Here is a 21,622-nt window from a genome sequence, read left to right on the forward strand (position 1 = left end):
CATCAAGATGACGAGCTTCGACCGTCAACAGATCGATGCGATCCGAAAGGAACTGAATCAGACCTTCAACACCCAACACCAACCCGCCGTCCAGACACCCGCCCCTTCACGAATTTACAGCACGACAGGGACTTGACCCCCCGTCCACTTGACCCTTGCTGCTAACTCGTAAATATGCGAACGCCTTGTTGTTGCTGTTGTCATTGCTCATGGCATGTTTACCCCTTGTTTTGAAGGATGAACCCATAATTGTCGTTTTTGATTCTACAGAATTAAGAATACACAAGACCAGAGGGATGTCAAGTCTGGTCTTTGAGATTGTCCGATTCGGAGTCTTTGTCGGGAGGTCTTGCTTGTGTGGTCTGGCTGGGTTGCTTGTCAACAGAATCGGTCAGCAGCCCCACCAGCATCATCACCGCTTTCCCCGTCGCCTGTGGTGCGGCTATCAATGCGAACAGCAACCCCAGACAGATGAATCCGGTTGGGCTTCCTCCGCGTGAAGCGACGAAAGCGCCGCACACGACGGATAGCTCTGCGAACGACTGAACGAACCTAGACGGTGACGACCGGCGACCTTTCGGCGTTGATTCGTTACGGATGTGGATCATCCTTTTCCTCTCCCCCTGCATATACCTACGCCGGTGGGGGCGGAACTTTGAGTCCGAGAACGAACTAGGCCGTGGCGGCGGTTCCGTTGCCGATAGCGCTTTGGTCTCGTCGTAAGTCATCTCTTTCCTCCTCGTGCCGTATCTATATACGCCACAGAGGTGAAAGCGTGACATGCCGATGTTCGACTTTTTCAGAGGGCCGAACCCCCCGGAGGACAACTCATTCACTAGCCCGCATTGATGGCCACAAGCGAAACCATTACGGGGGTGGAACCGTTTCAGAAGTGGAACGATTTCGCTGACGGGGGGGAGGGGGGAAGCCAACTCATTCGATATTGTTGTGGTGTCTCGAAAATTTCCGCCAAAAAAATCGGACTGCTCAATGTGTCGATCCGGTATTCATCTTTCCTGTAGAAGCCAGAGGATATCCTGAGGAAGCCTTTCCTTGTAGCCCGAGATGAATGCATCCGCCCTGTCCGAGGAAACACCCTCGTGAACCATCATCGCTTTGAGATTTGATTCGCGGACGGCTGTGGCCGTGATGGCATAGTGCGCTATCGCCCCCGGTTCGGACAGACCCGAATGGATCGCGTTATATGTTTCTTCGCCCAAGGCCATCTGCCACTCTCGAAATAGCAATTCTGATCGACTTGCCTCACCACTGTGAAACTCCGATGCCCAATATGGCTTTTGAGAGATTCCAGAGACACCCTTATTCGATGTCTTGGCTGTTGCTTGGCGCTGGGCTTCGACCCATGCTTGCTCTTCAGACGGTTCTAATCCAAAAACGAGCGTGTACAAATTTCCGAACTGGTCGGTCGCCGTTCCGTATCCCGATGTAGATGTGGTTCCCACCCATTTGCCGGATACTCTACGTCCGTCTTGTGTGTCCATCGAAAGTGTGCCGCCGTGCGGATTACCCAGCCCCCACTTCCACGCCGCTTGCCCGTCTGCTCTATTTCCTGATTTGTTTCCGATGACGGAGATTGTCCCCGTACCATCGACCATGCTCATTGTGACCGTTCCCTTGTACACTTCGTCACTGTGAACGTCATAGCCTACAGCAGGCTTTGTTATCGAACAGCCCGCCGTTAGCAAAAGCAACGAGATGTAGAATACGACGATCGCCAGACGCGAATCGGAATGTGTATGACTGGCGATATACCCCGACAGGATACCGGCTGATCGGTGCTGAACGAGCGTGTGCATGATGAACCCCCGCAGTTAAATGTGAAAAAAAATAGATCAACCCCGTTTCCGATCCCGGCCCTGTGAGTCCACCAACGCCATCATCGCAGAGCGGATCGACGGGGGTAGTTTATCCCATGAGACGATCAGGCGGTAGAGGTCTGGGCTGAGTGACCCAGATATTGACCCATCGGGATGCGAACTTGCAGTATTTCCCGAGGAATCCGGGGGGTGTTCTGGTCCAAGGGGGGGCATTGACGCCGGCCCAAGTGTCACGCGATGACGCACCATGGCCGGCGTTGTTTTTTTGTTGCCTTGTTTTCACGGGGTTTTTGAACATCACTGGACGCGCTAACCGCGCCGCCTTCGATCCTGCCCAAGATGGCGGACGATGACGCGTCGGGGAATACATCGGCCCCTGTTTGGTGCATAAGTGGTGCGCGCTTTGGTGCGATGTCGGCGGTCCTGATCGCATTCGCGACGGCATCGACCCGCAGGGCGGCGGAGTTGATCGTCGGCAGCTTGTCCAGTGCCGCCCGTTCATCCTCAACCAGCGTTCCGTGTAGTGGTCGATCGTCAGCATGATCGTCGAGTGACGGGCCAGCGTCCTGGCCACCGCCCTGGGCGACGCCTGACTTGGTGATGAACGTATGGCGCAAGGCGTGGAAGTCCGCCACGCGGCCGGCCTGATCGACGGGGCACAGCGTGTCGGCGTCCCGCCGCTCGCGTCGGCCGGTCCATGTCATCGCCTTGCGTCACCACGCGATCCGCGCCCAGCGCAGGTCCGTCTTGATCATGACGGTACGCCCAATAAGCTGTACGTCGAGCGATTGAAGGTGAACCCGGTCGCCAGCGCGGTGAAGCTGGCGGACCAACAGTACAACATGGACGTATGACGGTTTCACGAAGTTTCTGAACACGATGCGAAGACTAGGCCGCACCATGTCGTCTTGCTGCTTGTGCAACCATGACCTGTTACGGGGCGACCTCCGGTTCGTAGTTGACGTCTTCGCCGGGCATGAGCGGTTCGCCGTTCATGTTCTTCATCACGACTTTCATCTGCGTCATGAGGAACAGGGGCTTGGCGGCGTCCTTGGCCAGCGCGTTGATCCGCAACTGCATCTCGGTCACCTTGTCGGGATGATCGGCGGCGAGATTGGTCTTTTCCGACGGATCATCCTTAAGGTTGTAGAGGTCGACCGACGAAGGAAGCATCGTGCGCCAGATGAGTTTCCAATCACCCTCGCGGATCGCGCCGCGGAACGGCTCGACGTTGTAGACGATCTCCTGGCGCGGCGACGGATCGTTCTGGCTGATCGCCGCCCAAACATCAAGCCCGTCCAGCGGCTTGCACTTGTCGGTGGATGCGCCGGCGAGATGCGCCAGCGTCGGATACATGTCCACCGCGTGAATCAGACCGTTGACCGTCAGGCCCGGCTGAATGTGCCCGGGCCAGTTGGCGGCGGCGCAGACGAGCGTGCCGCCTTCGAACAGTGAGCCCTTGCCGTCGCGATACGGCTGATTGTCGCAGGGGATTTTGATTTTCGACACGTCGGCCATGACGCCGGCGAACATGGCGTTGAACGTCCCGCCGTTGTCGCTGTGGAACACGATGAGCGTGTTATTGCGGAGGCCCTTCTGATCGAGCGCATCGACGACGCGGCCAATCTCGTCATCAAGGCACGCCACCATCGCAGCATACACTCGGCGGGTCGGCTCCTCGATGTTCTTGTAACGGTCGATGTATTCCTGCGGCGCCTGGTAGGGCGTATGCGGCGCATTGAACGTCAGGTACAGATAGAACGGCGCGTTGGCCGACTGCTCGTTGATGTACCGGACCGCGTCGTTGCCCAGAAGTTGCGTGGTGTAGCCCTCTTCCTTTACCGGCTTGTTGTCGCGATACCAGTCCAGCACGCCGTGCTCTTCATGCGTGAAGTAGTCCAGCTCGCCGATCATTGCGCCGTACTGGTAGTCGAAGCCGCGCTGTTTGGGCCAGTACTTCTTGTCCGCATGACCGAGGTGCCACTTGCCGATGATCGCGGTCTTGTACCCCGCATCCTTGAGCGCCTGCGGCATGAGCCATTCGTCCGTGTCCAGTCCGTAGTCGGCGACGGAGGGGATGACCGCCGTCTGAAGACCGTAGCGGTACGGATACCGACCGGTCATCAGACACGCCCGCGTCGGCGTGCACATCGGCTGCACATAAAACTGCGCTAGCTTCGCACCGCCCGCCGCGAGCTTGTCGATGTTCGGCGTCTTGATGTCGGTGCACCCGTTGAACCCGACGTCCTTCCAGCCCAGATCGTCCGCGACGATGTACACGATGTTGGGGCGAGCCGCATCGGCGGCTTGACTCAAGCCCGACAACGAACCGATCAGCAACAGGGCGACGACAAGAATGGTCTGCTTTATCATGAGAGCTCTCCAATGAGTGTTGAATCGAGTGAGGGGATCATTCGCGCATCGGCTGCCGCATGTTCAGGGCTTCGTTTTCCCGTGCGCTTCGTCCACGCGGTCGACGAGCGTCTTGGACCAGAAGTCCATCGCCTGTTTGGCGTGGCCCCATTCCTGAAGGCCTTCGACGAGCGTCATGCGATCGCCGCTGCGGGTATGGATGAATGCGAACATCTGCTCGTCGGTGGAGGCGTCGCGTCCTTCCGCCTCGATCGACGCGGCCCCGAGGCCCACGCCGCTGAGCTTCGTCGCCGGGTGAACATTGAAGATCGGATTGGCCTTCTTCAGATCGGTGATCGCCACGCGCAACCGAAGCGTGTCCGGGCCCGGCTTGTCGACCACCTGATAATTCCTGGAAAGATCCTCGATCAATTTGGCGCGCAGGTACTGCGCCATGTCGTTGAGCGTCTTGGGATCGACCGACGCCCCGGAGGCGTCGGGCGCGAAGTTCACGCCGATCGGGTCGATGATGAATTTGTCGTACTTGGACAGGTCAAAGCCGGGGTTGACATAGCTCATGGCGCCATCGACTTTCGCGCTGGGTTGGAGTTTGGAGTAGTCGCCGAGGAAACCGGAATGGGACCGCGGCGAAGCACTGCATCCGGTGAGGGCCCCTGTGAGGGCGAGCGTCGTGATGAACAGAAGCGTACGAAGGTGGGTCATGGGTCGAGTCCTTATGTGTGGCGAAAGATATGTGTGCACGGATGTTCCAACCATGCATCTATTCCGTTGCGAGAATGTCCTGGGCTTTGCGGAGCGTGGCGGTGCTGCGCTCGATCTGCGGGGCCCATGCATCGGGCTTGCCCTTCCAGAATCGAGCGACCTTCTGACCTTCGAGTGAAACCTTGCGGACATCGGTGAGATACGTGACGAAGTCGCGCAGTTCGTTGCGCTCCGTCGAAGTCAGGCCCCGGCGTTCGTCGTATCCGCCCCATGTGCGTCCGCGCCGTCCGACCACGCCGCCGCTGATCTGCTGATTGGCGAGCGTCTGAATCTGACCCAGACGCTGATCGATCCGGTCGAGTTCGGCCGTAATGAGCCCGCGTGCATGCTCGCCGAGCGGACCCACCGACGAACCGACCTGAGCATCGTCGCCTTGCGTGATCAACTCCAGCGCTCGAAGCTCGATGAGCCGCGGCAGAAGCGTGATCGTCGGCTTGAGCGAATTGTCAGCCATCGCCTTGTTGATCGCCGGCCGCAGCACGATCAGTTGATCCTCCCTGAGCTGCTTGAGTGCGGTCTTGCGCGATTCGGGATCGACGACACCGACGGGCGCGGCGTTCGGATCGGCGGCGGATTTGTACATGAGGTTCTCGCAGCGCGTCAGCAGCAGGTCCATCGCCTGCGCCTCCGCTGCCTGATCGACATTCTCCGAATTCTCCGCCATGCGGTAGACCACGATCGCCGACTGCCGATCCTCCAGTTGCAGCAGGCACTCGCCGCGCATCAAATGCAGCGCCGGCACGTCATACTTCTCCGCCGCTCCGGCGACGCGCAGCAGCCGGGCGATCTGCTGAAGGCACAGCCGATACTCCTTGGCCGCCATCATCTCCTCGAGCTGCGGCACCGTCGGCAGCGCCGGCGTCTGCGCCAGCGCCGACGCGCCCGTCATCATCACGATGAGCATGCACAAACACGCGGCGCGCCGGCCGCGGGCATAACGGCACAATGAATGGTTATTTTGGTTTGGGGTATCCATCGTAGAGCTCCCAAAAGGCGCTGCCGTGTCGAATCAGAGGGCGGCCGTTTTCCGCGCCGGCCGGTCGATTGTCGCGCAGCAGGAGAATCAGGTCCGAAAGCACGGAGGGGTTGGACACGAAGTAGCCATGTCCCATGAAATCGACCTTCGCGCGGACGTCGACGAAGGTCACGCGCTCTTCAAGCCGCTCGAACGCCGCGCGCTGCCGATCCGTCAGGTCCGTCGCCTGCAATTGTCCGAGTCGCCGTGCGCTGGCGAAGAGCCAGTCGGAGATGCCGATCGCGCGGTCCTCGGCGTTGAGATAGACGGTCACACCTTCCGACGCAGCGCCGAGGCGCTCGGCGATGATGCGCTGCGTGGCGACTTCGTAGTCGAGATCAGGAGCGGCGAGCACAACCTGTCCGAGTTTGAGGTTGTGCCGCGTGGTCAATGGATCATTGTTGTTCTCGATGTGCAGTTCGCGCAGTGCGGTGATGAGTACATCGGTGCCGCGGCTGTGGCCGATGAAATGAATTTTGGCGACCTGCGGGCAGGACGCAATCGCGCGGATGAACTGCTTGAAGTGGTAGATGCTGTACTCGCCGGACTCCCGGTCGTGGGTGTACCCGCGGAGCATGCCGCCCTCGAATCCGGCCGGCCAGGAGTAGATGACGCCCACGCCGGGCCGGCCAAGAAAATGCCAAAGCTGCGCCATACGCAGCGCAGCATCGTTGAACGTGTTGTTGTAGCCATGCACGAAGACGAACACTTCCTTGCGCGGCGCATCGGCTAGCTGCTCCGCCAACAGCTTGTGAAGTGCATCGACGGCCCGACGGTCCGTCGCGACATCCTCCGGGCTTTCGACGAGCTGATCGCCTTGGGCGATCGGCGGATTGTCCGTCGGCGCGAAGGTCGCCAGCGGTGCCGGCGCGTCGATGCTCATGGGCAGGTCCATCTTTCGATCAGCCGTGCGGCTTTGTTCGACGACTTGTTCCCATGTCAAATCCTTGCCGATGTTCACCCGGCAGGTGCCTACCGTCAGTGTGCGGGCGCGGCCGTAGTCGTAGGCGAGCGATGGATCCTTGGCGTCTTGTTCCGTTTCCGCCAATGTGCGATCCGAACCGTAGATGAGCGTCACCGCCGGCTGTTGATGCGAGGGCGGCACATCGGCGAAGGGATTGTCCGCGGCTCCGATGAAGAGTGCGGGTGTGGGGACAAGCGTCGGGCCGGAGCAGCCGGCCAGCGTCAGCAGCACAAGAAGCAGACCAGGTTGGAAGCGCATCGGTTTCATGGATGGTTAAATCGCTCCGGTGACAAGGGGCTCGTGCCTCGGTTCAGCGGCGTCTTTCTCCGGGACCGGCGGGGGCGCTGACGGGCGCTCCGGAGCGGCGGGATTCGAAGTTGTTGGAACGCTGCGAGCCGAGTTGGCGCGACTGCGAATCACGATTGAGCTGCTGGAGCAGACCGCCTTGCGACGTGTTCTTCACGGGCTTTTTGGCATCAGGGCGCGCCGGCTTGGTGTCATTGGCGGCGGGTTTGGGCCCGCGATCGGGGCTTGCCCACTGACCGTCCTCGTACTTTTGCCATCCATCGTCGGTCTTGCGATAGATGTTGTCGTCCTTACCGACGTAGACATTGTCATTGGCAGTTGTGCCGATGATGGCGCCGCCGTTTTCGCCCCGTCCGGCGGCGATCTTTCCGCCGGCGCCGGTCTGAGCGCCGCCGATGACGCCGCGGTCGTTGGCGCGGAAACCGGCGCGAGCCCAGTCGTCGCCGTTGCTCACGTAAGCGCGGCCCCATGAGCCGTAGCCGTTGGACCCGCCGGACACGCGGCCGCCGATGCCGGTGAATGGGTCATAGGCGGCTCGGGTGTGGGCTTCGCCGCGCGGTCCGTAGAGGTAAGCGCCGCGATGAAAGACGCCGGTGCTCGGGTTGTATGCAGCGAATCGTCCCGCGCCGCCGTAGGGACCATAGACCCTGGCGGACTGGAAATATCCGCCGCGGTAGTAGTCGTAGCGTGCGCCGCATCCGTAGGAGAACCACGAGGCGCGGTAGCAGGACGAATAGCTGTAGCTGACGCGGATGTTGACATCGTCATTGTCTGCGATGGCGTAGCCGAGGCCGAACATCAGCAGGCCGCAGGCGACGAATTGCCCGTTGTATCCGGCGGTGTGTCCGCAGGTGACGGTGTCGGGCGTGGAGTCGTAGACGTGGACGTAGGTGACGTTGTACTTGGGGCAGGTCGGGGGGATGGCATAGATCGCGGCGGGCACCGTCGTGCTCACGACCCACGGCCCGCTCGCCGCCCCCGCCACGAACCACACGCCCTGATAACAGCAGTAATACTGCCCGTCGACGAGAAACACATCGTACGGCGAGTTGCTCGCATAACGCACGGTCGAACCATTGATGACCACAAACGTCGGATCCCCGTCATACACGACGACCACAGACGCATCAGCCCGGCGGATCGTCGCCTTCGTCGGCACGGAGGCGAGTATCAGCGCGGCCTGCGCCTGCGCGGTGCCGGGCACCGATGCGAGCACGCGCCCGCGCGGGCTGTCTTCGGGAATCAGCGCAAAGTCGACGGGAAGATCGCGGCTCGCTGCGGTCCATGGTCCGTCGATCGTCCTGGCCCGGAACCATCGACCAGCGGTCAGTAGATAGTGATTGCCGTCACCCGAATTGAGAAACAGGTCGCTGTCCGTGTTGGCGACATAAAGCAGGCGCGTGCCGGGAATCGGCGTGTAAGCGGGCGGACCATCTGTGACGATCAACTCCGACGGCTGATGCGTCACGAAAACCTTCGGCGCCGCCGCCATGGGCTGCCCCGGCACCCGGGCGCGCACCTCGCTCCAGTCTTCGGTGTTGGGCAACTTGGTGAGCCCCTCCGGCAACGCACGCGCGGGGACCCACGGACCTTTGGTCAGATCGTCCGTCGTGATCCAACTGTCATCGACCAATGCAAAGTAGCGTCCCGACGTCGGATCGAAGAACACATCCCAGTTGGTGTTCACCGCGGTGAGCAGACCGGTGTCCTTGACCGGTTCGAGGCGCGGTTCGCCGAGGAAAATCATGAGCACCGCAGGTTGCTCGCTGCGGAAAATCGGCGGGGGATCGAGATTGACCTCCACCTGCGGGACCTCCGCCTTGTCGCCGTCCAGATACGCCAGCACGCGATCGAGTCCGATCGTCATGGGCTTCTCATTGGGCAGCGATTCCTCGACGACGTCGCGGAGCTTGCCCGCCTGGAACGGACCGGCATCGGGGAACTTGATGTCATGAAGCTTGCGGGAGCCGATGAGCACCATGCGCGAGTCGTTGTCGATCTTCGTCGATGCCGCGGCTCGCAACGAGCCCATGTGCGGCTCCTTCTCGCCCTTGAGCTGCACCGAAACGGCGGCGGAGAATTCGATCGTCTCGAATTTCGTCCAGCTTTCGATCTGCGGCTGGTGCAGGACGACGACGTTGCCATCCGACTCGTACATTCGCGGCCATTCGTCGACGGACTGAGCCCGAGCGAACGGGACGAAGCTTGCGAGCGACGTCAGCAGGGCGATGAGGATGATCGCGAAGGGTTTCACTGGGCATCTCCAGGCGAGCGGCGGGGGAGTCAGTTCAGTTCGTCGTCTTTCCAGACCTTGGCGCCTTCGATCGCGCCGCCGGCCATCGCGCCGGTCTGCGTGAATCGATAAATGCTCATGCCGGGCAGGGCGATGACGACGGCGCCCGAGTCGCCGACGTCGCCGACTTTCGCCGCCGCCTCGGCGCGTCCGGTGAGACTCCAGCCGTGATCGAGGATGTCGTTCATCGTCTTTGCGTCATGGAACACGACGATCACGCGGACCGTCTGAGCCCCCGCCCCGAGTCCCGCGCCCAGCTTCAGCGCCCGCATGTACGTGTCCTTCTTGGTCGTGTTGTCGCGGATCACGCCGAAGGCGTTGCTGCTGGACATGATGATGGTGTGCGTGCTGATGCCGCTGAATACACCGTACCCGGCGGCGCGGGCCAGCGTGTCGCGCATCGACGGCATCTTTGAGTAGACGAGCGAGAGCGATTCCGAACGCATCTGCTGCACATCCGCGATTTTCTCGGCCCGGGTCGCGCCCTGCGGGGTCGCGCAGCCGGTCAGTGAAGCGGTGAGCGCGGCGAGCATGACAAACGAAGCGAACTTGAAGGCATTCATCACGAAAACTCCGAACGGTGGAAGGTGTGGATCAGAACCAGATGGTGGCGCCGAGGGTCGGACCGTGCAGGATCACGTCCCACTTGAACCCGCCGTCGGTGAAGTCCCAGCCGATCGCGCGGTAGCCGCCGTAAAGCGTCATGTCCAGGTCGAATATCTTGGTGTCGTAGCCGAGCACGGCGGTGGCGGACCAGGTGATGTCCGACGAGACGCCGAACCCGCCGACATCGCCCCAGATTTCAAAATGAAGCTTGTCGGTGAGCGGCTGAACGAGCTTGATGCCGATGATCGGATCGACCCAATCCTTGTCGAGCGTCCGCGCGGCGACGACCGCGGGACTCAGTTCGAGACTCAGCGTCATGTACCGACCGCCGACATAGACGTCGACGCTCGAGTCGTGATTGGCGGGCTGACGCTCGCCGAGCAGCGGGCCGTCGTAGATGCGGTACATCAGGCCGAAGTCGACGATGCCCATTTCCTGATTGACGTCGATGTCGCCGATGCCCAGCGGGCCCGAGCGATTGTCGACGCCGATCTTGGCCCACATGCCGTCGATGTACCCGGTGAACGGGCCCTTGCCCGCTTCGATGCGGCCGGAGAACGCCAGCAGCGAATCGGAGGCCTTGAGCACATCGCCGAAGCTCGCGTCGGCGTCCGCCTTGACGGGGCCGATCGCGATCGTGCCCTTCATGCCCATGAGCCAGATCCATGACTTCATGTCAAAGTGCCAACCGGAATCGGTCCCGGCGGCCGGCGCTTCCTCGGCGGCTTGCGTTGCGGCGCCGAAGCAGAGACTGAGGCCGAGGATGATCGCGATGCTCGAAGCCGACTGCATAAGGGAGTGCTTTCGCATGGTTGTCTGCTCTCAAGGGGTGAAGGTGGTTCGATCAGGGATTGGAGTCCGAACTCGTCTTCCCACGGACGAGCGCGTCAATCGTGTTTAACAGTGCCGGACCATCGACGGGTTTTCGCAGGTACGCCGAGGCGCCGCCGTCGATGGCGCGCCGGTGGGCTTCGGGCGTGTCGTGACCGGTGATGATCACCTGCGGCATGCTCGCCCCGGCCTCGGCCAGTCGCGTCTGCACCTCGAAGCCGTCGACCTCGGGCATGTGCAGGTCGAGTACGACGCAGTCGAAGTGGTGGTCCGCCAATGCGTCCAGAAATGCCTGGCCGTTGCTGTATGCCAGCACGTCCAGGCCCGCTGATCGAAGCAGTCGGTGCAGCGCCCGGACCACCGACTCTTCGTCGTCGACCACCGCAATAAGGATTGCCTCGTCGGTCATCGGGACCGATCGTAGGGACGAGGCAAGAGATATGAATTGGACCTTGGGCCAATACCCGCCGGAAAAATTTGCGGGCGATCAGGAGGGCTTGGACGCCCCCGAAGCCCCGGAATCGGCTGGCTCGATGCCCAGCACCAACGCGATGCGGACCAGTTCGGCGATTGAACCGGCCTTCATCTTCTGCATCACCCGGGCGCGATGGACTTTGATGGTTTTCTCGACCGTGCCCAAGTCCGCTGCAATCTGCCGGTTGAGCTTGCCGCAGATCAGGTGGGCGAGCACCTCGCGCTCGCGCGGCGTCAGAAGGGCCAGACCTTCCGTGGCGTCCTCCACGCGCGCCTGCGTCAGCCGGGCGGCGAGACTTTGTTCAAACGCCCGATGCACCGCCGCGATCAGATCCTCGTCATGCACCGGCTTCGTCAGAAAATCGACCGCGCCCGCACGCATGGCTTTGACGCTGCTGGGAATGTCGCCCCGGCCCGTCAGAAAAATGATCGGCAGCGTGCATCCGCGAGCCGCAAGCTCCCGTTGCAGGTCCAACCCCGTCAACTGCGGCATGGACAAGTCCAGAATCGCACACCCGTGTACCGTCGCGTCATGCTCATCGAGAAACCGCTGCGGCGAATCGAACGTCTGGACATTGTGTCCCGCGATGACCAGCAATCGCCGCAGCGCGCGAAGCACCGACGGATCGTCATCCACAAGATATATAATCGGCTTGGGCGTGTTCATGCGCACCGTCATGCCTGGATCAGCGGCAGCTCGAAGTGGATCGTCAGGCCGCAGTCGGAGTTGTTTGTGGCCCACAGCCGACCACCGTGGGCATGAATGATTGTACGACATACCGCCAGGCCCAGCCCCATGCCCTCGCCCTTGGTTGTGTAAAACGCTTCGAAAATCGTCTCCAGTTGGCCCTCCGGCACGCCGATGCCGCGGTCCGCCACGCTGACCCGGCAATGTCCGTCCTCCGACGCGGTCCGGACGATCAACTGCCGCCCATTCCGCGCGATCGAGCCCATGGCATCGCAGGCGTTCATCACGAGGTTGATGAGCACCTGCTGGAGTTGAACTCGATCGCCATTGATCGTCGTCGGTCGCAGAGCGTAGTCGATCTGGCACGCCACGCCGTGGTTGATCAGATCGCTTCGGATCAGCCGCAGCGAGTCCTTGACCAGTTCATTGAGGTCGACCGACTGGTAATTGACTTCACCTTTGCGCAGCAGGGCGCGCAGGCGGAAGATGATCTCGCCGGCGCGCCGGTCCTCTTCGACGATGTCGCGAAGAATGTCGCCCACTTCGACGAGGTCGGGATTGTCGCGCGCGAGGAAACGTTGGGCGGCCTGTGCGTTGCTGAGAATGGACGCCAGCGGCTGATTCAATTCGTGCGCCAGCGAGCCGGACAGTTCGCCGAGCATGGTCACACGCGACAGATGCGCCAGCTCGTTGCGCTGACGCGACAGTTCCAGTTCGATGCGCTTGCGCTCCGTGATGTCGACGACCGAAGCCATCGCGCACCATTGCTGTCCGATCTGGACGGGCGTCAGTCCCACTTCGATGAGAATCTCGCTTCCGTCCTTGCGCCGGCCGTAAAGCTCCTGTCCGGCGCCCATGGCGCGCATCGCCGGCTTTTGAAAATATCCTTGTCGAAGATGGCGATGCTCGGCGGCGAAGCGATCGGGAATCAGCATCTCGATCTTTCGGCCGACCAGTTCGCGACGGTCGTATCCGAAGGTCCTTTCGGTCTGGGCGTTGACGATAAGGATGTCGCCTTCGCGATCGACCACGAGCAGGGCGTTGGGCGCCGCTTCGACGATCGATTGCGATCTTTCCTCCGCCATTTGCCGTCGCGTGACGTCCAGCGAGACGCCGAGCATCCGAAGCGGTCTGCCTTCGCCGTCGCGATCCACCCGCCCGCGGGCGGCGATCCATCGCGTCGAGCCGTCCGGCAGGATGATTCGATACTCCGCCTCGTACTCGCCATTGCCGTCGACCGCTTCCCTGATCCGCTTGCGAACATGTTCGACGTCGTCAGGGTGCAGGGCCTGCAAAAAATCCTCGAAGTTGATCGCGTCCGCCGAGTCGACGCCGAAGAGCGCGCGGCCGGGCGACCGGATCCAGATGTCATCGCGCACCATGTCCCAGACCCAAAGCCCCAGCCGCGCCGCCCCGGACGCCAGATCCATGCGCCGTTCGCCTTCGCGCAGCTCCGCCTCACGCGCCTGCACGACCGCGGTCAGTTCCGCCGCCCGCACCACGTCGCCGCCGAGTTCGAAGCCCATCGCCGCGATGACCACCATGAACGCCGGGACGACGTAAAACGGCGCGACCATCCGCCCGTGAAACACCAGCCATGCCTGACCGGCGGCGATGAGCATGAACAGGGCCAGACTGCCGCTGACGAGAATCGCACGGCGGTAATCGCCGCGGCGCCAGACGGTGATCATTGTCCAGACCGCGAAGATGAAAAAGCCCAACTCGCTCAACTCGCCGAGAAATCGCAGATCACTCAACTGCCCGCGCGCCACGGCGGCGGACGCGCCCAGAAACTGCACCCGATCAAGATGGTCGATGCGAACGTAGTTGGCGCTGTACGGCGACCAGAGGTTCCAGATCACCATCAACACGCGCAATCCGACCACCGAATACGCCAGCCACGCCGGCCCCGCCTTCAGATACGTCCGCAGAAACCAGACGCACGACACGAAGAACAGCACGATCGACACTTCCAGCCAGCGCATCGCCAATCCGTATTGCTCGGGCGTGCGCGCGATCATCATGAACATGTTGCACACCGAGAACATCGAAACCGCCGCCGCCGAGCCCGCGAACAAAAGATGCGCCAGACTGCTCCGCCGGCGCAGCCACACCACCATGTGCACCATCGCAAGCGTCAGACAAGCCGCGGCGACCATCGACCAGATCGGAATCAGCAGATTCATGAGTTTGCGAAAGATACACTCCACCCGAGCAGGTCCGCAATGTCATCAGGGTCTCCCGCGTATCATCAGGCCAATTCGGGTCATGGATCACGAGCGTCAATGCGGATCGTCGGCCAGGTCCCAACCGCCGCCCAGCGCCTTGTAAAGCGAAATCAGAACGCTCGACATCGCTTCGTCGCTCTGCGCCAGCGCGGTCTCGGACGCGAGCAGCGAACGCTCGGCATCGAGCACGCGCAGGTAATCGATCTGGCCCTGGGTGTAGAGCTTGTTGGACAGATCGACGGCCTTGCGGTCGGCCGTCACCGCATCGGACAGCAGCTTGCGATGCTCCTGCTCGCGGGCATACGCCACCAGCGCGCTCTGCACTTCCTGAAGCGCCGTCAGCACCGTTCGGCCATACGTGATCAGCGCCTCCTGTTCCGCCGCTTCCTGAAAGCGGATGTTCGACCGGATGCGCCCCGCATCGAAGATCGGCCAGCTCACCGACGGCCCGATGGACCAGAAGCGATTGCTCCAGCTTGTCACCGATTTGAGCTGATCCGATTCGAGCCCCAGCGATCCGGTCAGCGAGATTTTCGGGAACAGGTCCGCCGTCGCCACGCCGACGCGCGCCGTCGCACCATGCAGCCGCGCCTCCGCCGCACGGATGTCCGGCCGGCGACGCAACAGATCCGAGGGCAAGCCGATCGGCACCTCTTTGGGCGGCGCGGGAATCGGCCGCGCTTCGCTCAATTCCGTCGACAAATCCAGCGGCATCCTGCCCAGCAATACGCTCAGGGCGTACATCGTCTGCTGCTCCGCGCTTTGCAGAAGCGGAATCTGCGCGGCGGTCGTGGCGACCTGGGCGTTGGCGTTGGCGACGTCGAGCCCGCTGACCAGACCGGCGTCGAACTGCTGCTGACTGACCTGCGCGCTGTGCTTTTGCGTCTCAAGATTGCGACGGGCGATGTCCAGTTGACGCTCAAGACTGCGCAGCGTGATGTAGTCGAGCGCGACTTCGGCGGCGAGCGTGACTTTCACATCTCGATAGTCCTCGATCGAAGCGGCGATGTCGGCCTCGGCCGCTTCGACGTTCCGCCGCGTCCCGCCGAAGATGTCCAGTTCCCATACCGCGTCGAGCCCCGCCTGGAACAGATCGTGACTGGCGCTGGCCCCGCGCGGGAACACCCGGGCGTACGAGCCGGACGTGTCAGCGCCGGGCCACAGCGCCGCCTGCGCCACGCCCCGCGCCGCCCGCGCCTGACGGATCCGTCGCTGGGCCGCCTGAAGATCGAGATTGCCCGTCACCGCCCGGTCGATCAGCGCCTCAAGCTCCGCATCGCCGAATTGCGTCCACCATGTCCGCACCGCATCCGCCGGCGCGGTCGTCAACGTGTGCGGCGCTTCGACCTCCGCCGGCGCCGACACTGTCCATGCGTCCGGCACCGTCGCCTTGGGCGACTGAAAATTCGGCCCGACCATGCACCCGCCCTGCGCGGCGACAACGATGAGCATGATCCCCGCGCCGATGCGTCGGCGGACAAGTTCAGAACGCGGAACTTTCATCACGATGCACTCCATGCGATCACTCGAATCGCAGCGCCTCGATCGGATCGAGCCGCGACGCTTTCCACGCCGGATAAAACCCGAAGACGATGCCCACCACCGCCGAGACGCTGACGGCCGCAATGACCGCCGGCAGCGAGGTCGCCGTCGGCCAGTGTAGCAGGGCGGCGACGAGATACGATGCGCCGCGTCCGAGCAGGATGCCCATCGCCCCGCCCGCCAGGCACAGCATCACCGCCTCGACCAGAAACTGACGCAGAATGTCCGCCCCGCGCGCGCCGACCGCCATGCGCAGACCGATCTCCCGCGTCCGCTCGGTGACGGACACCAGCATGATGTTCATGATGCCGACCCCGCCCACGATCAGCGAGATGAGCGCCACGCCCAGCAGCAGATTCGTCATCAGCGTCGTCGTCGACGCCAGCGTCTCGACCATCTCCGTCATGTTGCGGACCGAAAAGTCGTCCGGTTCGCCGGGGCGGATGCGATGCCGATCGCGCAGCAGCGTGCTGATCTGGTCGATGGCCTGATCGATCTTTCCGCTGGAGGCGGCTTCGACGTTGATCTCGTCGACGTTGGTGAACCGGACGGGCAGGGGGGTGTCGGCGGCCTGAGTGGCGGACCGTTCCGGGTACAGCGCGGTCGAACCGGGGTAGAGATTGTTGAGCGTGTTGACCTGCGTGAGCGAATCGGCGCCGGCGCTGCCGCTGGACTGATTGGTTTCCGACACGGACGAGCCGACGACGCGATACTTGATCGTCGACCATGGCGCGAGCACCACATCGTCCTGATCGAAGCCCATCATGTTCGCGCCCTTTGGCCCGAGCACGCCGATGACGCGGAACCCGACGTTCTTGAGGCGAATCTCCTTGCCGATGGGCGAGGCGCCGCCGAACAGTTCGCGCACCAGCGTCTGCCCCAGCACGCAGACTTTCGAGGAATTGCGCACATCGCGGTCGGTGAACATGCCGCCGTCGACGACCTGAAAGTCCTTCACGTCGATGAAATTCGGCGTCGTGCCGTAGATGAACATCGGCACCCAGTTGCGATTGGAGTACACCACCTGCGTCCGCGCCCGCACCACCGGCGCGACGTTCGACACCGCCGGGCAGTTCTGTGCGATCGCCTCCGCATCCTGCGGCGTGAGCGTCATCACGCTGCCGGCTCCGAAGCTGATGCCGCCGCTCGAGGCCGTCCCGGCCCGGACGGACAGATTGTTCGCCCCCATGCCCGCGATCGTCTGCTGAATCGCCAGCGACGAGCCCTGACCGATCTCCATCATGGCGATCACCGCGGCGATGCCGATGATGATGCCCAGCGTCGTCAGCACCGCCCGCATGACGTTGCGCCGCAGGGCATTGACGGCCGTTTTGACGGTTCGGATGGAACGCATGGTCAATGCTCCTGCGCCGCCGGGGAAGGGGCGGTTCGATCCGTCGCGCCGTAGGCGCCGTCTTCGATGACGCCGTCGCGGATGTGAATCACGCGCCGGGTCACCGAAGCGACATCGGCTTCGTGCGTGACGAGCACGATGGTGATGCCTTCCTGTTGATTGAGCTTGTGGAACATCTCCAATACTTCGGCGCTGGTTTTGGAATCGAGATTGCCCGTCGGTTCGTCGGCGAAGACGAGCGGCGGATGATTGACCAGCGCCCGGGCGATGGCCACGCGCTGCTGCTGCCCGCCCGAGAGCTGCGACGGTTCGTGATCCATCCGATCGCCCAGGCCCACCAGTTCGAGCAGCGCCTTGGCCCGCTCCTTCGCCTCGCGATCCGGGACGTTCCGCCGGCAATACGTCAGCGGCATCATCACGTTCGCCAGCGCACTGGTCCGCGCCAGCAGATTGAAGCTTTGAAAGACGAACCCGATTTTGTCATTGCGCAGGGCGGCGCGCTCGTCCGCCGAGAGGCGCGAAACGTCGCGGCCCTCGAACCAGTACTGTCCGCTGGTCGGCCGGTCGAGAAACCCGAGAATGTTCATCAGCGTGCTCTTTCCCGAGCCCGAGGCGCCCATCAAGGCGACCAGTTCCCCCAGTTGGATCGAAAGCGAGACGCCCTTGAGCACGGGCACTTTCACCTCGCCCAGCAGGTAGGTTTTGTGCAGGTCTTTGAGTTCGATGAGCGCCATGGCCGAATCCTTGCGCGATGTCTTACGCGCGATGGAGTCTAATTGCTGCTGCGGCGGGAGCGTCCGAATTGCGGCGCGAACGGGTTGGTCGCCCCGCCCGCCGATCCGCCGCCGGGGCGCTGCTCGCCGACGATGACGGCCATGCCTTCGGCGAGATCGTCGCCGCTCACCGCCGTCGTCGCGCCGTCGGTCAATCCCGTGGTGACGACCATGGGGCGGACCCCTTCGCCGTCGCGCACCCACAGGCGCCGATGCGAGGATGCGCCGCCGCCGTGGTCACCATGATGAGCGTGCTGGGCGGACCCGCCGCCGTCGGATGCGCCGGCCGATTCCGTCCTGGGTTTGGCACGGTGCTGCGGCGAAATCTGGTCTTCCTGCGGCGTCCAGTTCAGCGCCGCATTGGGAACGATCAAGACGTCATTGGCCCGCGCGATTTCGAAGGTGACGTTCGCGGTCATGTACGGCATCAGCGTGCCGTCGGCATTGTCGGTTTCGACTTCGACGGTGTAGGTCACGACGTTCGAAGTCATCGAGGCGTTGAGCCGCACCTTGCCGACGCTGCCCTTGAAGGTTCGCCCGCCGAACGTGTCGACGGTGAATGTCACGGGCTGGCCGGCGTGAATATTACCGATGTCCGCTTCGTTGACCGCGACCCAGACCTGCATCTTGTGCAGGTCCTTGGCCAGCAGAAACAGACTCGGCGCGCTGAGACTTGAGACGACGGTCTGTCCGATGTTGACGCGCCGGTCGATGATGACGCCTTCGACGGGGGAGGTGATCGTGCAGTAGCCGAGGTTCCGCTGCGTGCGATCGACCGACGCCTGGGCCTGCTCGACCGCCGCCTCTGCTTGCAGGACGTTCGCATTGGCGACGGTGACGTTCGCCGCCGCCGTCTCGTACGCCGCCTTGTAGGCGTCATAGCTGGCCTGCGCCAGCGCTTCGGAGGGGCCGAGCTTCTGCGCGCGGGTCCAATCGCTTTGGGCCTGCGAGAGCTTCGCCTTCATCTGCTCGACGTTCGCCTGCGCGACCGCCACGCCCGCCTTCGCCGCCGCGAACTGCGCCTTGGCGGCGGCGGCGTCGGCGCTGTAAAGCGAATCGTCGATCTGTGCGAGCACGGTGCCTTTGCGGACGACCGAGCCATAGTCGATCGTGTCGCCCTTGTCATCCTTGCCGAAGGCATCGATCCGACCGGCCACCTGCGCGCCGACGTCGATGACCTCCTCCGGCTCGATGGTCCCGGTGGCGCTGATCGACGAAAGCACGTTGCCGCGCTCGACCGTCGCCGTGCGATATACGATCGGTTCCGTCTTGTTGTATCGGGCCCAGGCGGCGTAGGCGCCCCAACCGATGCCCGCCAGCACCGCCAGCACAATCACCCATTTGATGAGACGTTTCATGAATCACCTCGAAATGACTTGTCCACACAGCCGCCTTCCGCATCGCGGTGCGCAATCCACGATTCCAGATGCGCGGAAAGCCGGGTCAGCAGCGTCTGCAACTGCGCGCGCTGGCGCGCGTTCAGACAGGACATGAGCTCTTGAATGTGCCGTTCGTGCTCCTGAATGATCTTCCGGACCAGTCGCCGGCCGCGCGGCGTCAAACGAAGCAGCCGGGTGCGCCGATCGTCCGGCGAGGTCGTCTGATCGATGAGCCCGAGTTTCAGCAGCCGGCGCACGAGACTTGTCACGCTCGGCGGGCGCACAATCAGCCGGCTGCTCAGGTCGGCGTGACGCAGGACCCGCTCGCCTTCGCATTCCGCACGATAGAGATTGCGCAAGACGCCCCATTGCGCGCCGCTGATGCCGTGGCTGGCGAAATACGGGCGGGTGATCTGCCCCAGCAGCACCCGCGTGCGGATCAGCGATCGGTAAGCCGAATCAGGTTGAGCGGTGCGGACATTCATGGAAGATTGTTAGAACTCTAACTATCCAATGATAGCCCCGGCGGATTTGAGATGTCCACATCGCCCCCGGGACGCCAGGGTCGCGTTGCAAGGCGGACCCGCGCACCGGATCCATCGAGCATCGCGGATATAAAAAACCCACGGCTTTCCCAGTGGGTTTTGACGATGGTTCGGACAAGTTCGGTTTGGTTGGGAACGATGAGGCGGCAGCAGCACATAACTAAGAATCGGTCGCGTCGGACATTGGGGCAGACTCGGCCAAGTTGGATTCCATGTCAGTCAAATCTCAGTCAACTCCGTTGGCCGACGACGGAGTTCTGAGTGCGACGGCAAAGGAAGATGGATCGACTTGGCCGACACCTCGGCAACGAAAGACAAAGCATCATGGCTTACCGACGGATGAGAATCTTCTGAAGCTGGCAAGGACCTGGTTGGAAAATCAGCGGACGCTCTGGCCGGAGGCTACGGGGAGCGACCTACTGCCTGAGGCGACGGATGACACGCTTCGTAGGTTGGTGAACGACTTCAAAATGAGGTTTAGAACTGGCGAGGCTTCAGCGATCACTTTCCCGTCTCGCCTCAAGATCAAAGAGTTCGCTTATGCGTACTGTGGGATACACGCTGGCGTTTGGAGTCGTCGTCTGTATAATTACTCTGATCTGTGATCATCTACTCGCTCGTTAACGTGCGAGTGTGGAAATGATTTCCGGATTCATCTACATTCAAAATCACGCTCGTCAACTGGTAAGAAAAAGATACCGCCGGCCCGACGCATGTCGGGCCGGCGGCATTCAGTGCGTACCAAGGGAGGTCAACATGACTGTGGCCGACCCCAGTAAACTCAACATGAATCGAGGGCTATCATCGTATTTTGTGTATCGATCAGACAAATAGTCGCCTTCAGAAAATGCCCATCGAACATCATGATGACTCGGTGCAGTGTTGCACCGAGATATGGACCTCATTTTTGTTACCTTCCTTGAACATGAAGGAGCGAAGTGGATCGCTTAAGCATCCGCAATGTGCCCCATGTGATTGCGCTGGCGACGAGGAGGGCCGTCCACGCGCCATCGATGATGAATTTGTGGTACGTCAAGTAGTCTCCGTAGGCTTCCTGGACCGCGAGCGCGACGATGATGACGAAGAAGCCGTTGTACTCGCGCCGCAGAACATTCTTGAACGAAAACGGAAGATCCGCTGGGCGGTAAGCGCCGAAGCGCGGAATGAACGCAGGCGTTGCCGCGGCCCAACAGAGGTAAGCATCGCCGAATTTCGCACGTAGGAAGGCTTCCTCCGCAAAGATGATGCGCTCGTAGTAGAGCCAAAAGATCAGCGCATAGATTACGACCAGCCACCATTCGCGCGGAAAGAGCACGATCCCCAACCCGACGATGAAATTTCCCAGATACAGCGGATTGCGAACTATGGAATAAATGCCCGTGGTGTTAAGTGAGTCGGCCACCTGCTCGTGGGTGTTTCGGCCGGATGTGCCTTTGGGTGTGTGCCCGATTGTCAATATTCGCACGGCGAGGCCCGTGAAACTGGTGGTCAAACATAGGGCTTCCCACACGTAGTCGAGCCTCTGACTGCGAATGTTGTGATAGTGGCGCATTGCCATCGCGCATAGACCGATCATCGCCAGTGGCAGATAACTGCGCCAACGAAAGAGCCAGTTTCCAGACCGCACGAATTCTTCTTGCATGGCCATGCG

The 21,622-nt window shown here is 62.0% G+C and carries 18 protein-coding genes; all 18 read right to left on the reverse strand.

The features are described from left to right. Positions 1–299: 299 nt before the first annotated feature. Positions 300–608 (reverse strand): hypothetical protein, encoded by a 309-nt coding sequence (locus GC162_20250; GenBank protein MBI1370972.1) that lies wholly within the window; start codon positions 606–608, stop codon positions 300–302. A gap of 399 nt (positions 609–1,007) precedes the next feature. Continuing rightward, positions 1,008–1,817 carry a hypothetical protein gene (locus tag GC162_20255; GenBank protein ID MBI1370973.1) on the reverse strand — a complete coding sequence of 270 codons (810 nt, stop codon included), beginning with the start codon at positions 1,815–1,817 and terminating at the stop codon, positions 1,008–1,010. 251 nt (positions 1,818–2,068) lie between these two features. Further along, positions 2,069–2,542 carry a hypothetical protein gene (locus tag GC162_20260; GenBank protein ID MBI1370974.1) on the reverse strand — a complete coding sequence of 158 codons (474 nt, stop codon included), beginning with the start codon at positions 2,540–2,542 and terminating at the stop codon, positions 2,069–2,071. A gap of 229 nt (positions 2,543–2,771) precedes the next feature. Further along, the gene (locus GC162_20265; protein ID MBI1370975.1) at positions 2,772–4,211 is read right to left on the reverse strand and encodes a sulfatase-like hydrolase/transferase; all 1,440 of its coding nucleotides are present in this window, start codon (positions 4,209–4,211) and stop codon (positions 2,772–2,774) included. A 63-nt stretch (positions 4,212–4,274) separates the two neighbouring features. Next, complete coding sequence (locus GC162_20270; GenBank protein ID MBI1370976.1) at positions 4,275–5,105, reverse strand: DUF3313 family protein; 831 nt, start codon at positions 5,103–5,105, stop codon at positions 4,275–4,277. Between the two features lie 821 nt (positions 5,106–5,926). Next, on the reverse strand, positions 5,927–7,219 hold the full coding sequence (locus tag GC162_20275) for an alpha/beta hydrolase (GenBank protein MBI1370977.1): 1,293 nt from the start codon (positions 7,217–7,219) through the stop codon (positions 5,927–5,929). Positions 7,220–7,262: 43 nt separating this feature from the next. After that, a complete protein-coding gene (locus GC162_20280; GenBank protein ID MBI1370978.1) occupies positions 7,263–9,512 on the reverse strand; it encodes a hypothetical protein in 2,250 nt (749 codons plus the stop codon). Positions 9,513–9,541: 29 nt separating this feature from the next. Next, positions 9,542–10,114: a hypothetical protein gene (locus GC162_20285; protein ID MBI1370979.1), complete on the reverse strand. Its 573-nt coding sequence runs from the start codon at positions 10,112–10,114 to the stop codon at positions 9,542–9,544. A 31-nt stretch (positions 10,115–10,145) separates the two neighbouring features. Then, entirely contained in the window at positions 10,146–10,967 is an 822-nt protein-coding gene (locus tag GC162_20290) for a hypothetical protein (GenBank protein ID MBI1370980.1), read from the reverse strand. 34 nt (positions 10,968–11,001) lie between these two features. Beyond that, positions 11,002–11,397, reverse strand: coding sequence for a response regulator (locus tag GC162_20295; GenBank protein ID MBI1370981.1), 396 nt, complete (start codon positions 11,395–11,397; stop codon positions 11,002–11,004). Positions 11,398–11,475: 78 nt separating this feature from the next. After that, positions 11,476–12,129 carry a response regulator gene (locus tag GC162_20300; protein ID MBI1370982.1) on the reverse strand — a complete coding sequence of 218 codons (654 nt, stop codon included), beginning with the start codon at positions 12,127–12,129 and terminating at the stop codon, positions 11,476–11,478. 8 nt (positions 12,130–12,137) lie between these two features. Next, positions 12,138–14,336, reverse strand: coding sequence for a PAS domain S-box protein (locus GC162_20305; GenBank protein ID MBI1370983.1), 2,199 nt, complete (start codon positions 14,334–14,336; stop codon positions 12,138–12,140). A 96-nt stretch (positions 14,337–14,432) separates the two neighbouring features. Further along, positions 14,433–15,896 carry an efflux transporter outer membrane subunit gene (locus GC162_20310; protein MBI1370984.1) on the reverse strand — a complete coding sequence of 488 codons (1,464 nt, stop codon included), beginning with the start codon at positions 15,894–15,896 and terminating at the stop codon, positions 14,433–14,435. Positions 15,897–15,900: 4 nt separating this feature from the next. After that, positions 15,901–17,274: an FtsX-like permease family protein gene (locus tag GC162_20315; protein MBI1370985.1), complete on the reverse strand. Its 1,374-nt coding sequence runs from the start codon at positions 17,272–17,274 to the stop codon at positions 15,901–15,903. 2 nt (positions 17,275–17,276) lie between these two features. After that, on the reverse strand, positions 17,277–18,008 hold the full coding sequence (locus tag GC162_20320) for an ATP-binding cassette domain-containing protein (GenBank protein ID MBI1370986.1): 732 nt from the start codon (positions 18,006–18,008) through the stop codon (positions 17,277–17,279). A gap of 38 nt (positions 18,009–18,046) precedes the next feature. After that, the gene (locus GC162_20325; GenBank protein MBI1370987.1) at positions 18,047–19,405 is read right to left on the reverse strand and encodes an HlyD family efflux transporter periplasmic adaptor subunit; all 1,359 of its coding nucleotides are present in this window, start codon (positions 19,403–19,405) and stop codon (positions 18,047–18,049) included. Beyond that, entirely contained in the window at positions 19,402–19,911 is a 510-nt protein-coding gene (locus GC162_20330) for a MarR family transcriptional regulator (GenBank protein ID MBI1370988.1), read from the reverse strand. Before GC162_20330 ends, GC162_20325 begins: the two co-directional genes overlap by 4 nt. Before the next feature lie 970 nt (positions 19,912–20,881). Then, positions 20,882–21,619, reverse strand: coding sequence for a hypothetical protein (locus GC162_20335; GenBank protein MBI1370989.1), 738 nt, complete (start codon positions 21,617–21,619; stop codon positions 20,882–20,884). Positions 21,620–21,622 lie beyond the last annotated feature (3 nt).

The sequence above is a fragment of the Planctomycetota bacterium genome (genome assembly GCA_016125255.1).
Taxonomy (GTDB): domain Bacteria; phylum Planctomycetota; class Phycisphaerae; order Phycisphaerales; family Zrk34; genus RI-421.